This window comes from Clostridium sp., from assembly GCF_050717535.1.
In the GTDB taxonomy this organism is placed as follows: domain Bacteria; phylum Bacillota; class Clostridia; order Clostridiales; family Clostridiaceae; genus Clostridium_AD.
Genome location: NZ_JBOITM010000091.1, coordinates 26,595 through 41,800 on the forward strand (window position 1 = coordinate 26,595; position 15,206 = coordinate 41,800).

A 15,206-nucleotide genomic window follows, 5' to 3' on the forward strand; every position below is an offset into this window, starting at 1 on the left:
TGGAGTGGGTTATATGACAGGTTTTTTAATTTTTGTTGGATTAATTCTTATAATTTTAAATGTCTTATCTATAAAAAAGCAAAGCAAGTCCTTTAAGGGAGTGCTAGGAAATGCCATAGAAGATACTAAGGAGTATGACATAAAAATAGGAGAACTTAAGAGAGAGTTTTCAGAAAGCATTTTAGAGCTTCAAAGTGAATTAGTGGAAATTAAAGAGATTATTGAGAAAAATAATAGCTTAAACAAGAGCAATGATTCCCTAAAGGAAGAAAAAATTAAAAAAATAACTTCATATTTAGAGAAAGCTCACGATATAGAAGATAGCGACAAATTTCATAAAAATAAAGAGAGATTTATTATAGAGGAAGTGTACGATAACAACACCAACAATAATAATAACAATAACACCGATAATAATAAAAATAATAGTGAAAAGGTTGATGAAATAAAAAGGTTATTTAGTGACGGATCGTCAGTAGATGAGATATCAGAAATAATGCATTTAGGTAAGGGGGAAGTACTATTAATAAAGGATTTATATATAAGATAAAAAATTTAATAGACTTTCTAAGTGATAGGAAACTTTTGATTGGAATAGGGATAGGTATAATTTTATCTTGTATTCTATTAACTGGTAACAAGATTAATTATGAGATGAGCAAAGGCCGAATTGAAATAAAGGCTAGAGGATATGGTATGCGTTACCCTGATGAGATGCCAATTATTAATAATAAGGAAGTGGGAAAATGATTAGAGGTCTATACACTGCAGTTACGGGACTAATAACTGGTGAAGCTAAACAAAGCATAGTTAGCAATAATTTAGCAAATGCTAGCACTATTGGATTTAAAAGTGACAACCTTTCTATTAAAAAATTTGATGATGTACTGATACAAAACTATGACAAAATGGTAAACGGAGTAAACACTAAAAATGTTATTGGTTCCCTTAGTATGGGAAGTCAAATTGATGATGTAAACACATACTTTTCCCAAGGGGTTCTTCAAACTACGGATAAAGCTACAGATTTCGCAATTGAAGGAAAGGGTTTTTTTACAGTGAAAAGGGATAACGGTATTGATAATAAAAATTATTATACCCGAAGTGGTGATTTTCATGTGGATGGACAGGGTTATTTAGTAACGGATAGTGGAGATAAGGTTTTATGTAAAAATAAGGGCACAAACGCTATTGAACCTCTTTTTGTAGGTGATGGTAAACTTCAAGTTGATAAAAGTGGAAATATATCAGTTAATGGACAAAATACACATGAATTTAATACTGTGGACTTTGCAGATTACAAGACACTTAAAAAAGTTGGAGACAATTTGTTTGAGGGAGCAAGTCCAATTCAAAATCAGAATATTACTGTAAGGCAAAACACTCTAGAAAAATCTAATGTTAATGTTGCAAATGAAATGGTAGAGATGATGACAATTATGAGAAATTTTGAAAGTAATCAAAAGGTTTTACAGGCCATGGATGAAACACTGGGAAAAGCTGTTAATGAAGTTGGTACAGTAAGATAATTGTAATGAGGGAGGGGAAGCTAGGATGTTAAGACTTATATGGAATAGTAAAAGCTCTATGATGGCTCAGCAAGAAAAATTAGATGCTATATCAAATAATATAGCTAATGCAAATACCAATGGTTATAAAAAAGTTAGTGCGAATTTCAAAGACTTACTTTATGAGTCACTTGATAGAAAAGGATACCCAGTATCTAAAGGTATTAATGGTAAATCAGTACTACAAAATGGTACTGGTGTTAGAGTGGGAGAGTGGACAAGAGATAATATGCAAGGAGACCTTACTTCTACAAATATTTTAACAGATTTAGCTATAGATGGTACTGGCTATTTTGAGGTTACTCAGCCAGATAATAGCAAGGCTTATACTAGGGCGGGCAATTTTGTTACAGATTCAAGTGGTACTATAGTTGATGAAAAGGGAAATAGGTTAAGTATAATTGATAAGGGTATTAATATTAACAAGGCAGGTGGCCCTTATAAATTTAATGGAAATAATTTTACTGTAGATGAAAGTGGTAATGTAACTTTTAAACAGAATAATGTAGAGAAGCAAGTGGGAAAAATTAGAATTTCAAATGTTATAGGGGATAATTCAATGATTTCTGTTGGCGACAGTTTGTATATGCCAAAGCCCGGTTCTCAGGTTATAGATAGCACTGATTATTCTATTAGACAAGGATTTTTAGAACAATCCAATGTTGATATTTCCACAGAAATGACAGATATGATTATAACGCAAAGAGCTTTTCAACTTAGTTCATCTACCCTTAAAACTGCTGATGAAATGTGGCAAATGGCTAATAACTTGCGCAAATAAATAGATTTTTCAGGAAAGATATTGAAATTAAACTTGCCACGTGGGTGGCACTACTGATTCTTTTATACTCTTTTTTTTGTTGTGTTTAAATAAAAAATGAAAAATAGTTTTAATTAAAGAGTACCTCTCATATATTATTATTAAAGTGCGTAATAATATGAACAAGGAGGGGATGGAAATAGGGATAGGTTATGTGTTTGGATGTTTATTTAGTATATTACTGTGGAAATTAGATAGGCAAAGGGCAGTGAATTTTTTTAATTTAAAATTAAAGAAAAAGATCAAAAATGTTTATATACTACAATTTTTATATTTTTCTGTTGCAATTCTTATATATATTGGACTTTCTTTTATGGCAAACCACTTTATGGTAAAAAATAGTGAAGTGTACAATGCCATAGCAGCTTTTATTGTAATAGATATAAGCAATACAGAACGAAAAAATTTGAATCATACTGAAAGAAAATATTTTTATGACACAATGTCCACTATATCCAGAGCACTTATATGTGGATTTATTGCTCCACTTTTTTACATTATAATACTGGGAAATAGTGCTGCTATTATATTTACCTTGCTCTATAACTTAAGCCTTAATGAGGACTTGAATATAATAGGTGTATTTATAGCTATAGTCTGTATAATTCCATCATTGATAGGTGAATTATTTTTATATGCAATTTATGCTTTTAAAAACAAAGATTTAAAGATAAATTTTAAAGGTGATTACTTTAATAATCTCTTAAAAATACCTCTTTTAAACGTTGATATTTTAGCTGCATATATAGAATCAGTTAATTTTTACTTTCATTATAATGGAAACAATATGCATTATCTAAAAAGTTATGGTGAATATAATAACAAAATTGATGATGTTTGCATAAAAGATTATTTAAGCATAAGTTATTTTATATGTTTCATACTTTTTATTGGGATTCTTCTTATGCGACTATTGTAGTTTTAAAGAAAAAAACAAAGCATTTCAAAAGGAATGCTTTGCTTTTTTTCATTATATAGGAAACAGCTTGCAGAAGTGGCTGTGGATAACATTTATACTTTTTTCTTTATTTATTTTATTTGATTAATAGCAGCAGAAATAGGCGGTATAACTTGTTTTTTCCTTGATACTATACCAGGTATGTATACACCGTTATCAGAAAGAGTAATATTAAAGGCTTTTGAGACAATATCTTTATGTTGCCCTGCAGCTATTAATACGGAACCACCATTTAATATGTCAGTTAACATTAGTAAGACAATGTCATAATTGCTTTCCTTGGCTTTTTTGTTCATTAGACTTATTATGTCCTCTTTTAATGGGTCAAAGCCCTCAATATACATTGTACCAACTTGTGATACTCCAACTTTATAATTATTAAGTGTAAAGGTCTTAAAGTCTTGGTAGAAAATTTCCTCCGCAGTTTTACCCTCAAGGGATGTGCCAGCTTTAAACATCTCTTTAGCAAATTCTTCTATGTTTAAATTAGCTATTTGAGCTAATCTTTTTAATACAATTTCATCTACTATAGTGGATGTAGGAGATTTTAAAAGCAGGGTATCTGAAATTATTGCTGCACATAAAAGGCCCGCAGCGCTTTTTGAAGGTCTAATTCCATTTTCGAAGAATATGGAAGCTACTATGGTTGAGGTGCTTCCTACGGGCTCGTTTCTAAAGTATATAGGGAGGCCAGTTTGCACATCTGCAATTCTATGATGGTCTATTATTTCTAATACCTCAGCATCCTCAAGGCCAGACACAGATTGAGTTCTTTCATTATGATCCATAAGGATTACCTTTTTCTTGTTTTGTGATATTAGGTGATATCTAGATACACTACCAATAACTTTATTGGTTTCATCAATTACTGGATAGCTTCTGTACCTAGTTTCAAGCATAATATATTTTATGTCCTCAATAAAATCTTCTGAATTAAAACTCAATACATCTTTTTTGGTCATAACATAATTTATAGGGATGCTTTGAGTTATTAATCTAGAAGCTGTAAAAGTATCATAAGGGGTCAATATAATTGTACAGCCACTCTCTTTTGCAAGATCTATAACTTTATCTGTTGGAGGATGGTTTCCTGTAATAATCAAAAGACAAGCTTTAGAACTTATTATTAAGCACTGTGAATCTTCTCTATCGCCACATATGGCAACGTCACCAACCTCAATTACAGTTTTCGTGCTTTCTGGATTCATAGCAGCTACAATAATTTTACCAGTTATTTTAAACTCTTGTTCTGGTTTAAACACGCATTTAGCTGATAGTGTATCTAAAATATTTTCAAGTGTGGTATTACTTTTGGCTAGAATGGAATTGTCCCATATATCTAAATAGCTTGCTGCAAGATTTGAAACCGAAGCCACACCAGCTAGCCTATCATTTTCGTCTATAACAGGTAGAGTTTTAATATTATTTTTTTTCATAATGGACCAGGCCATTTTTAGAGAAATCTCTGGAGAGATAGGGGCTATAATGTCTATATCCAAATCAGAAATTTGTGTTTTAACGGTAGTTATAAGCTCAGGTTCTGCTACGTTAAAGTATTTAAGAATAAATTGTGTTTCTAGGTTTGTAGCACCGAGTCTTATAGGAACAGCAGGAATTTTTCCTGTTTTATTTTTAAACTCTGCATATGCAATAGCAGAGCAAATAGAATCAGTATCTGGATTTTTATGCCCAGTAACATAAATAATGTTTTTCACGTGTGAACCTCCTTGTCATCTTTTTAATTATTTAATTAATAATGATTGTCCTTACTAGTTTATATTTAAATCCCTATATTGTAAAGAAAAAAAAGCATAAGTAAAACAATTCATCATATTTTTTTCATATGTAAGTAAATTAACACATATATTAGAAGATAATGAAAACATAGTAATTCTTAGTGAGTAAAATAGAAGTTTTATTTAAGTTAGAAAAGGGGGCATGCATATGATTAACGAACAATTGTTAAAAGACAGGGATAAAAATAAGCCGAGAAACTCTGTTTATAATAGCAAAACTACATTAAGGGGGCTTACCTGCGAAGAGGCAGAAAACAGGCTTAAAAAATATGGATATAACAAATTAGAGAGTAAGAAAAAGATATCTGCTGCTCGAATATTTTTTTCGCAATTCAATGATTTTATTACATGGGTATTGATTGCAGCAACAGTTATTTCTGGGATTATGGGAGAGAAAGCAGATGCCATAACTATTTTTATTATAGTTGTAATGAATGGAATCCTGGGATTTATTCAAGAATATAAAACTGAGCGATCCCTTGAGGCACTAAGTAGGCTTGCGGCGCCAACTGCTAAAGTGGTCAGAAATGGTAGTATAACAGTGATAAATGCAATATTTTTAGTGCCAGGCGATTTGGTGATTTTAGAGAGTGGGGATAGAGTTCCGGCGGATTGTATTTTGGCTGAGGATAATAATGCAATGTTAGACGAATCACTTCTTACTGGAGAATCAGCAGGGGTAAATAAAAGTGCGAATTCTAATGATAGCAATATTTATATGGGAACCATACTTCTTACAGGAAAAGCTAAAGCAAAGGTTATAGAAACAGGAATGAACACAGAAATGGGAAAAATTGCGAATATGCTTCATAGCATTGAAAATGAGAGGTCTCCACTTAAAGAAAGATTGGCTCATCTTGGGAAAATATTAGTTGCACTTTGCATAATAATTTGCGTAGTTGTAACTCTCATGGGCATTTGGCGTGGGCAAGATAAGTATGCAATGTTTTTGCTAGGGGTAAGTCTTGCAGTAGCTGCAATACCAGAAGGATTAACTGCTATAGTTACGGTGGCTTTGGCTCTTGGAGTATCTAGAATGCTTAAAAGGAATGCACTAGTCAGAAAATTACCAGCAGTGGAAACCCTGGGTTGTACATCTGTAATCTGTACAGACAAAACAGGAACTTTAACTGAAAATAATATGACGGTAAAAGCATTGTATTTCAATGGACATGTTTACGATGTTGATAAAGATAAAATCCCATTAAATATAGTTATGAAAAAAGCCTATACATATTGTAATGATTGTAATTATGATTTCAATGGGAAAACATTTCAAAAAAGCCTCTTTGGTGATCCTACAGAAACTGCATTAATCAAAGGATTCTTTAAAAACTCCGAAGAATTAAAAGAATTTTTAAGTAAAGCTAAACGTGTTTATGAAATACCATTTAACTCTACAAGAAAAATTATGTCGGTGATTATGAAAGAAGAGGATAGGGAGGTTTGTTATGTAAAGGGTGCTCCAGAAAGAGTTATAGAAAAATGTAATTATATATACATCAATGGGAATATAGAACCAATGCTTCCAATTTATAAAAATTCACTATTAAGGGCTGTAGATTCTATGTCCTATAAAGCCTTAAGATGTATCGCCTGTGCCTATAAGGTATCAGGTATTATTAAAAATGATAATTTAGAGTCTAATCTGATTTTTATTGGTGTTGCAGGTATAATTGATCCTCCAAGAAAAGAGGTAAAGGAGGCAGTTATTAAATGTAAGATTGCTGGTATAAAACCTGTAATGATAACAGGAGACCACAAAAATACAGCTTATGCTATTGGGAAAGAGTTAGATATTTGCAGCCAGCCTAGTGAAGTTATAACTGGAGATGAATTAGATAGATTAAATGATGTAGAGTTAGAAAAAGATATAAACAAATTTAAGATATTTGCACGGGTAACTCCAAAACATAAGCTAAGAATTGTAAGAGCCTTTAAGCATAACAACCAAATTGTTGCTATGACTGGAGATGGTGTAAATGATGCTCCGGCTATAAAAGAAGCAGATATTGGTATCGCCATGGGAATATCCGGAACAGATGTAACTAAAGAAGCGGCTTCTATGATACTTTTAGATGATAATTTTGCCACTATAGTTGCAGCAGTTGAAGAAGGCCGTGTAATATACAATAATATAAGAAAGTTTATAAGGTATTTGTTATCTTGTAATTTAGGGGAAGTGCTTACCATGTTTTTGGCTTCCTTATTTTACCTTGAAAATCCGCTACTTCCAATACAAATTCTATTTGTAAATTTAGTTACAGATGGGCTTCCTGCTATTGCACTTGGAGTTGATCCTGCTGACGGTGATATTATGCTTGAAAAGCCTAGAGAAAGAAATGAAAGTGTATTTTCAAGAGGACTTACAGAAAAAATTCTAATTCGAGGAGTACTTATAGGGGTATGTACAATATTGTCATTTATCGGTGGTAAATATTATGGCATGAGTCTTGAAGCATGTAGAACCTTGGCCCTTGGAACACTAGTTTTATCTCAATTAATACATGTATTTGAATGTAGGTCAGAAAAGCTTTCTCTATTCGAAATTAACCCCTTTACAAATTTATACCTAATTGGAGCGGTGGGAATATCTGTACTTATGTTACTTGGCATAGTATATATCCCATTCTTACAGAGTATATTTCATACAATACCATTGAATTTTGGGCAGTGGTTAATTATTTTGTTTTTCTCGGGTATTATATCCTTCATAAACAGTTTGTACTTGTATTTAAAACACAATCATTAATAATGGCTATGTTAAAGAGTAGTGTTGAAAATCATACACACCAATTATTGTAAATATTATCCTTTTATTGTATAATGGAGTTGAGGTGTGAAATGGAAAAAACAAATAATAAATCAAAATCAACATTATTATTAGGGATTCTATCAATATTACTACCTTTTATTGGTTTAGTCTTCGGTATCATGGGAATAGTTATGTCCTATAAGTCTGTTAAAGAAATAAATATTTCAGAAGAAAAAGGAATTGGTTTGGCTGTATCAGGAAGGATTATTAGCATTATAGGTATGTGTTGTCAAGTTTTTGCAATCATTGTATTAGTAAAGTTTTCTTCAGTAACTTATTATCAGTAAATTCTTTTTACTTAATTCAAATTTTTCTTTTATGACGCATTAAAGGCAACCTTGAGAGGTTGCCTTTCAATTTCAACATTATTCTTAAACAGAACCTTTATAATTAAAAATAATGTCTTTATGCATAAAAAAAAGTATATATTACGTATAATGCATTTGAATAAGCGTTAGAACTTCTTATTTTATTTTTAATTAAGTAGCGTTAAGAAAAACATATGTTTGAGCGAAGCGAGTTTATGTTTTTTAGCAGATTAATTAAAAATAAAATTAGTAGTTCTTAGCGAAATGAATGCATTAGTAGTAATATATACTTTTTCAAGTTTTATTTAAATCGTTTATCAGCTCTTACTCTTTGCACTTTAGGAGCAGCAGCTCCTTGCATTGGAACTAAGTCTTTTTTTGTAGTCATATTTCTAATATTTACAATTGAAATTTGTTCTCTTTTTTCTTTTCCTTTTTTGCCTTTCATTCCTTGAATTATAACAGAATGACCTTGAAGCACTGAGATAAATTTGATTTTTCTAAACCAGCGCTTTTTTTTATATACGCACTTAGCAATAGATTTACTTCCATCAGCCTTTACTAAGATTGTAACATTCAACTTATAAAGTATTCTAAAGTATTCTAAAAACTTATAGAAACGATTTTTTTCTTCTACTTTTACGGATAGAACTCTACCTTGCGCCTGAGTAAGTCTATCACCATATCTTTTTAAATAAGCCTGTGTGTAGCTATTAGTTAATTTGTCTTTAAACCCCATCAATATTACTCCTTCACAAAAAAAATTATAAAAAATAAAAAAAGTCAACAACTTATTATAGTATATCTTAAGTTGTAATTTAACTCAAGTATTAAAAAAGGTGTATTTGAATATTTCTAATAAAAATTAAGGATAAAAAAATATTTATAAGCATAAATTTAATAAATATTATTATTTCTTAACGATAATATTTGTTCCTAAATCGGTAATTTAAGAATATTAATATAATAAAGGATTGAAGGGAGGCGGAATATGAATAGGGAATTAACTCCAAAAGACATTATATATGAATTTGATATTGAAGATATTAGTGAAAGGGAACCCTTAGATTCATTACCACAGTACTTTAGTGTGATAGAAAATATTAAAACGGCTTTAAGTATAGATAAAGAGGGTTTTAATGTTTATTTAATAGACGATTTTTCAAAAGAGACGCTTAAAGACATTACTAAATATGTAAATGAAATTTACAAAAGTAAGAGCAGGCCTAAAGATATATGTTATGTATCATATGAAGATGAGAAATCTCCTAAACCAATTTTTGTAAGCAATGGTGGGGGCAATAAGCTAAAAGAAACACTTGAAGAGATGCAGAATGAATATTTAGAGTGCACATTTCAGTTTTATGATGATTCTACAAATAAAGAAAAGGAAGATATTCAAGAGAGCATTCAAAAAAAGAGAAGTGAACTAATTACTAAACTAATAGATGCAGCAAAAGAAAAAGGCTTTGATATAAAATCCACTAATAATGGATTTACATTCATTCCTTTAAGTAGTGGAAAAGAAATGACTGAAAGTGAATATGACATCTTAGATAAAGATAAAAAAGAAAGCATTTTGGAGACAGTAATTATTTTAAAAGATAAGGCTAAGGATATATTAGAGCAGTTAAAAGAAATTGAAGTAAAGGACCTAGATAAAATAAAAAAAATTATGGAAGTTTATTATAAAAATCAAATGACGGATTTAAAGCAAGAATATAAAGTATTATTTAATGAAGACGTAGATGTTCAAAAATATTTGGATATAGTATGCAATGATATTGAAAAAAAACTTATAGAGAATTACTCGATAGCCTATGAAGATGATGAGGAAAAAATAAATGAAATTATATATAAATATGTTGTAAACGTAATGGTTGACAATAGTAAAAATGTAGTTCCACCTGTAATATTTGAACAAGATCCTAACTTAACAAACTTAATTGGAAATATAGAGTATGAAAATCACAATGGTGTTTATTCTACAAATATAGATTTTATAAAAAGTGGTAGCATGTTAAAAGCAAATGAAGGCTGTTTAATAATTAGAACAAATAATTTGCTAAGTAATCCTTCTGCTTATTATCATTTGAAAAAGTCACTACTAAAAGAAGAAGTAGATGTGGCATCTAACAAAAGCTATTATGACTTGGTTTCCTTAAGTTCCTTAAAACCTGAACCTATACCTATTAAAGAGAAGATAATTCTTATTGGGGACTATGAGACCTATGACTTACTTTATAACTATGATGAAGATTTTAGAAAGATTTTCACTATAAAGGCCGAAGTGAGTCCTGTGCAGAATATAAACAATGATTTAAAGACCTCATTGGTATCAGAGATAAATAAAATTTGTAGTGAAAATAATTTTAGGTCTCTTACAAAAGGAGCTGTAAGAGAAGTAGCAAAAGTTTTATCAAGAAAAGCCCAGAGCAGGAATAAAGTATATTATGATAAATATGAAATAAGCAAGCTAATTACCTTATCAGATAATAAGGTTAAAGCAGAAAATAGGGCCGAGATTAGTGAAGATGATATAATTAACATTGCTTATAAAAAAGATATTATGGAAGTGGAAATTTTAAATAATTATACAGAAAAGAAAATGCTTATTGACGTGAAAGACGGTAAAATTGGTCAAATCAATGGATTATCGGTAATTGACACGGGGTATTTTAGTTTTGGTAAGCCAATTAAGATTACCTGTTGCTGTTATAAAGGAGAAGGAAATGTTGTAGATGTTCAGCATGAGAGTAATTTAAGCGGAAGTATTCATAGTAAGTCTATTAATATTTTAAAGGGATATATAAGTGGCATTAATGGAGGGTTTACTAAACTTCCAGTGGATTTCCACTTGAGTTTTGAACAAATATACGGCAAAATAGATGGAGATAGTGCTTCAGTAGCAGAAATAATATGTATGCTTTCTTCTTTAAGTAAAATCCCTATTAAACAAAATATTGCCGTCACAGGCTCCGTAAACCAATTTGGTGATGTTCAACCTATAGGAGGAGTAAATGATAAAATAGAGGGCTTTTTTGGAGTATGTAAGGCTATTGATACCATAGTGGATAAAGGTGTACTTATACCATTGTCTAATGCAGATGACCTGGTATTGAGCGAGGAAGTTGAGCGAGAAATTAAAAATGGTAATTTCCATATATATACTATGACTTCTATTGAAGATGCAATGAGTGTACTGATGGGAAATTCAGATATAGACCACCAAGGGATAATGATGACTATTAACAAAGAATTAAGAAAATATAGTAGCAAAAAATAGTGGACAGTTAAGGTTAATTTTTCTGTTGGCACGTTGGTGGCACTACTCGATTCTTTTATATGCGTAAAAAGAGTATATATTACGTATAATGCATTTGAATAAGAAGTTCTTAGCGAAATGAATGCATTAGTCGTATTGCAATACGCGTAATATATACTCTTTTTTTATTGTATAGGAAACAGCTTGCGGAGGTGGATGTGGATAATATTTATACGCTAGAGCTTGTCAATTTTGCCACTTGCCACGTGGGTGGCACTGTGTTCTTTTATACGTTAAATCTGAAATTAACTACATCGCCATCTTGCATAATATATTCTTTTCCTTCAAGTCTAAATAATCCTTTTTCCTTAGCAGCGGCTTCACTGCCACATTCAATTAATTTATCATAGGAAACTATTTCTGCTCTTATAAAGCCTCTTTCAATATCTGAGTGGATTTTGCCCGCAGCAGCAGGGGCTTTGGTTCCAATGTGTATAGTCCATGCTCGTATTTCTGGAACTCCTGCAGTTAGAAAACTCATTAAACCAAGTAGCTTATAGCTTGCATGAATAAGTTTATCAAGTCCTGATTCGGAAAGACCGTATTCTTTTAGAAGTTCCATTTTTTCATCATCCTCTAGTGTGGATAATTCTTCTTCAAGTTTTGCGCAAACTACAATTACTTCTGAATTCTCATTTGAAGCAAATTCTTTAACTTTTTTAACCATATCATTTTCTGTATTACCAGAAACTAAATCATCTTCGCTAATGTTTGCAGCATACAATACAGGTTTTGAAGTAATTAGAAAAAGACTGTTTACAAAGACAGATTCCTCCTCGTTAAATTCAAGGGTTCTTGCTGGAGAATTTGCTTCAAGTTGCAGCTTTATTCTTTCCATAAGTTCATATTCTATTTTGGCTACTTTATCACCAGAACGAACAAGTTTTACTGATTTCTCCATTCTTCTCTCTAAGACGTCAAGATCAGAAAAAATAAGTTCTAAATTAATAGTATCTATATCACGTAGTGGATCAACGTTTCCATCTACGTGAATGATATTGTCATCAGTAAAGCATCTTACAACATGCACTATAGATTCAACTTCTCTTATGTGAGATAGAAATTTATTACCTAGACCTTCTCCTTTACTTGCACCTTTTACAAGGCCAGCTATATCATAAAATTCGATTGCGGTATGAACTACCTTTTTACTATCATAAAGAGCTTGTAGCACGTCCAATCTTTTATCAGGAACACTAACAACACCTACATTTGGTTCTATAGTACAAAATGGGTAGTTAGCAGATTCTGCTCCTGCCTTTGTTATTGCATTAAACAATGTGCTTTTTCCTACATTTGGTAAACCTACAATTCCTAGCTTCATATATATGTACATTCCTTTCTTACTTTTAAATTATTAACATCTTATAAATTATACTCCAGATTGGAGTGCATTTCAAGAAAGTAAATTTGCAGAATGCACTTTAGTAAAAACATAAAAGTATAAAAATGTATTAACAGTATATATATTATAAAAATCTGAACTGTAAAATTAATTATTTTAAAAAAATGATAATACTTGTATAAAACAAGAAGGAATTTTAGTTTTTTTATAGAATAATACTTTAGAGTGGTTTAGAATGGGTTAAAGTGGTTTAAAGTGGAGTAATTTTATAAACTGGGGGAATAAAATGTTTATTGGTGAATATCAACATGCCATTGATAATAAAAACAGAATAATTATTCCCACCAAATTTAGAAATGGACTTTCTAATGAATTTATAATGACTAAGGGTCTAGATGGATGTTTGTACATATATACTATTAGCGAATGGTCAATAATGGAGGAAAAACTAAAAAGACTTCCATTAACCAGTAAGGATGCCAGAGCTTTTGTACGATTTTTCTTCTCAGGTGCTAATGAAGTGACAATAGATAAACAAGGAAGAGCTTTAATACCGCAAAATTTATGTGAATATGCTGGACTTCAAAAGGAAATAGTAAGTATAGGAGTGTCAACTAGAATAGAAATATGGGCTAAGGACAAATGGGATGAATATAATGATGCGGATATAAGCTTTGATGAAATAGCAGAAAAAATGATGGAACTAGGAATATAGGATGAAATAGCTATATAGTAAAAAATAAACATATGGATGAAATAGATGCAGATAAGAGGAGATTAATTATGGAATTTAAACATTTACCAGTTTTACTCGAGGAGTGCCTTGATGCACTAGATATTAAAGAAGATGGAATTTATGTTGATTGTACACTGGGAGGAGCAGGGCACTCTTTAGAAATTTTAAAAAGATTATCCCCAAAGGGACGATTAATTGGTATTGATCAAGACGAGGATGCATTAAAAGCCGCTAAAGAAAAAATTAAAGAATATAACAATGTCACCTATGTACACGATAATTTTCATAATATTGAAGCCATTTTAGAAAAGCTTGGAATAGAAAAAGTAGATGGTATTCTTATGGATTTAGGAGTGTCTTCTTACCAATTAGATACCACAGAACGTGGATTTAGCTATATGAGAGATGCAAAGCTTGATATGAGAATGGACAGAACTCAGAGCCTATCAGCTTTTGAAGTGGTGAATAGCTATAGTGAAGAGCAGATAGGAGAGATTTTAAGAAACTATGGAGAAGAAAAGTTTTCAAAGAGAATAGCTAATTTTATAGTAGATAGGAGAGCTGAAAAATCAATTGATACTACACTAGAACTAGTGAATGTTATAGATGCAGCCATTCCAGCAAAATATAAGAGAGATGGGGGTCATCCCGCTAAAAGAACTTTCCAAGGTATAAGAATTGAGGTTAATGGAGAACTTCAAATATTAAACAGTGCCATAGAAAATGGAGTACATAGACTTAAAAGCGGTGGAAGAATGGCAGTGATTACCTTCCATTCACTTGAAGACAGAATTGTTAAAAATGCATTTAAAGAATTACATGATCCATGTAAATGTCCAAAAGAACTACCTATGTGCGTGTGTGGAAAAGTACCAATAGTAGAACTTATAAGTAGAAAACCTATAAGGGCTACGCAGGAGGAATTAGAAATCAATGCAAGAAGTAGAAGTGCAAAACTAAGAGTGGCTGAAAAAATTTAGTTCTAAATTGTGGATGGGGTGAATAAAGTGATAGTAGCAAAAAACAACTTTGAAATGGATGGGAATACCGTATTAGCACCAGATGAACAGGTTAGAAAGAGAAAATACCAGGAGTTAGAAAAATCAAGGCAGCAAACTCAACTGAGCAAAAAAATAAAGGATATAAAAAATAAAAAAAGTATTCTTAAAAATATCCTTTTAGGTTTTGTTATCGGAATTACTATTATTGCTAGATATTGTATGATTTATAATTACCAAGACGCAACTTCAAAAGCTAAGGCACAAATAGAAACATTGAATAAAGAGAATGATGCTTATAAGTTAGATTTAATTAAGTTTAGAAATATAAGCCTCATTGAACAAACGGCTACTAATAAACTTCATATGGTTAAACCTAATATTAGTGATATACAATACTGTAATTTGAGTAAAAATAATTTAGCAACTGTGGAAAAATCACAAGTTAAAATAAGCATTGATATAATAAGCAAAATAAAAAACATTATTTTTTAAAATATTACATTTTAGATAACAAGCGCTAATTTTATCTTTTTA

The 15,206-nt window shown here is 30.9% G+C and carries 14 protein-coding genes; 11 read left to right on the forward strand and 3 right to left on the reverse strand.

Annotation, left to right across the window (positions count from 1 at the left end):
- The first annotated feature begins 13 nt into the window (after nt 1–13).
- From ACREVU_RS20020 to ACREVU_RS20040, 5 genes are all read left to right on the forward strand, one after another.
- Complete coding sequence (locus ACREVU_RS20020; RefSeq protein ID WP_431553360.1) at nt 14–550, forward strand: DUF6115 domain-containing protein; 537 nt, start codon at nt 14–16, stop codon at nt 548–550.
- Between the two features lie 35 nt (nt 551–585).
- A complete protein-coding gene (locus ACREVU_RS20025) occupies nt 586–750 on the forward strand; it encodes a hypothetical protein (RefSeq protein WP_431553361.1) in 165 nt (54 codons plus the stop codon).
- Entirely contained in the window at nt 747–1,529 is a 783-nt protein-coding gene (locus ACREVU_RS20030; protein WP_431553362.1) for a flagellar hook-basal body complex protein, read from the forward strand. The genes ACREVU_RS20025 and ACREVU_RS20030 overlap by 4 nt, the downstream gene beginning before the upstream one ends.
- A gap of 25 nt (nt 1,530–1,554) precedes the next feature.
- Nucleotides 1,555–2,349, forward strand: coding sequence for a flagellar hook-basal body complex protein (locus ACREVU_RS20035; protein WP_431553363.1), 795 nt, complete (start codon nt 1,555–1,557; stop codon nt 2,347–2,349).
- Between the two features lie 172 nt (nt 2,350–2,521).
- Nucleotides 2,522–3,307, forward strand: a complete 786-nt coding sequence (locus ACREVU_RS20040; RefSeq protein ID WP_431553364.1) for a hypothetical protein — start codon at nt 2,522–2,524, stop codon at nt 3,305–3,307.
- A 110-nt stretch (nt 3,308–3,417) separates the two neighbouring features.
- Here ACREVU_RS20040 and ACREVU_RS20045 read toward each other — a convergent pair whose 3' ends face one another.
- The gene (locus ACREVU_RS20045; protein WP_431553365.1) at nt 3,418–5,061 is read right to left on the reverse strand and encodes a putative manganese-dependent inorganic diphosphatase; all 1,644 of its coding nucleotides are present in this window, start codon (nt 5,059–5,061) and stop codon (nt 3,418–3,420) included.
- A gap of 229 nt (nt 5,062–5,290) precedes the next feature.
- Between ACREVU_RS20045 and ACREVU_RS20050 the strand changes: the two genes are divergently transcribed.
- Both ACREVU_RS20050 and ACREVU_RS20055 read left to right on the forward strand, forming a co-directional pair.
- Nucleotides 5,291–7,894, forward strand: coding sequence for a cation-translocating P-type ATPase (locus tag ACREVU_RS20050; protein ID WP_431553366.1), 2,604 nt, complete (start codon nt 5,291–5,293; stop codon nt 7,892–7,894).
- Nucleotides 7,895–7,986: 92 nt separating this feature from the next.
- Nucleotides 7,987–8,244, forward strand: coding sequence for a DUF4190 domain-containing protein (locus tag ACREVU_RS20055; protein WP_431553367.1), 258 nt, complete (start codon nt 7,987–7,989; stop codon nt 8,242–8,244).
- A 322-nt stretch (nt 8,245–8,566) separates the two neighbouring features.
- Here ACREVU_RS20055 and ACREVU_RS20060 read toward each other — a convergent pair whose 3' ends face one another.
- Nucleotides 8,567–9,004: a hypothetical protein gene (locus ACREVU_RS20060; RefSeq protein WP_431553368.1), complete on the reverse strand. Its 438-nt coding sequence runs from the start codon at nt 9,002–9,004 to the stop codon at nt 8,567–8,569.
- A gap of 252 nt (nt 9,005–9,256) precedes the next feature.
- Between ACREVU_RS20060 and ACREVU_RS20065 the strand changes: the two genes are divergently transcribed.
- Nucleotides 9,257–11,551 carry an AAA family ATPase gene (locus ACREVU_RS20065; RefSeq protein ID WP_431553369.1) on the forward strand — a complete coding sequence of 765 codons (2,295 nt, stop codon included), beginning with the start codon at nt 9,257–9,259 and terminating at the stop codon, nt 11,549–11,551.
- 265 nt (nt 11,552–11,816) lie between these two features.
- On the opposite strand, the gene ychF is transcribed toward ACREVU_RS20065, so the two are convergent.
- Nucleotides 11,817–12,914, reverse strand: coding sequence for a redox-regulated ATPase YchF (gene ychF, locus ACREVU_RS20070; RefSeq protein ID WP_431553370.1), 1,098 nt, complete (start codon nt 12,912–12,914; stop codon nt 11,817–11,819).
- A gap of 307 nt (nt 12,915–13,221) precedes the next feature.
- Here ychF and mraZ point away from each other — a divergent pair, with 307 nt between their 5' ends.
- From mraZ to ACREVU_RS20085, 3 genes are all read left to right on the forward strand, one after another.
- Nucleotides 13,222–13,650 carry a division/cell wall cluster transcriptional repressor MraZ gene (gene mraZ, locus ACREVU_RS20075; RefSeq protein WP_431553371.1) on the forward strand — a complete coding sequence of 143 codons (429 nt, stop codon included), beginning with the start codon at nt 13,222–13,224 and terminating at the stop codon, nt 13,648–13,650.
- 68 nt (nt 13,651–13,718) lie between these two features.
- Nucleotides 13,719–14,651, forward strand: a complete 933-nt coding sequence (gene rsmH, locus ACREVU_RS20080; protein ID WP_431553396.1) for a 16S rRNA (cytosine(1402)-N(4))-methyltransferase RsmH — start codon at nt 13,719–13,721, stop codon at nt 14,649–14,651.
- 18 nt (nt 14,652–14,669) lie between these two features.
- The gene (locus ACREVU_RS20085; protein ID WP_431553372.1) at nt 14,670–15,164 is read left to right on the forward strand and encodes a hypothetical protein; all 495 of its coding nucleotides are present in this window, start codon (nt 14,670–14,672) and stop codon (nt 15,162–15,164) included.
- The last annotated feature ends 42 nt before the right edge of the window (nt 15,165–15,206 follow it).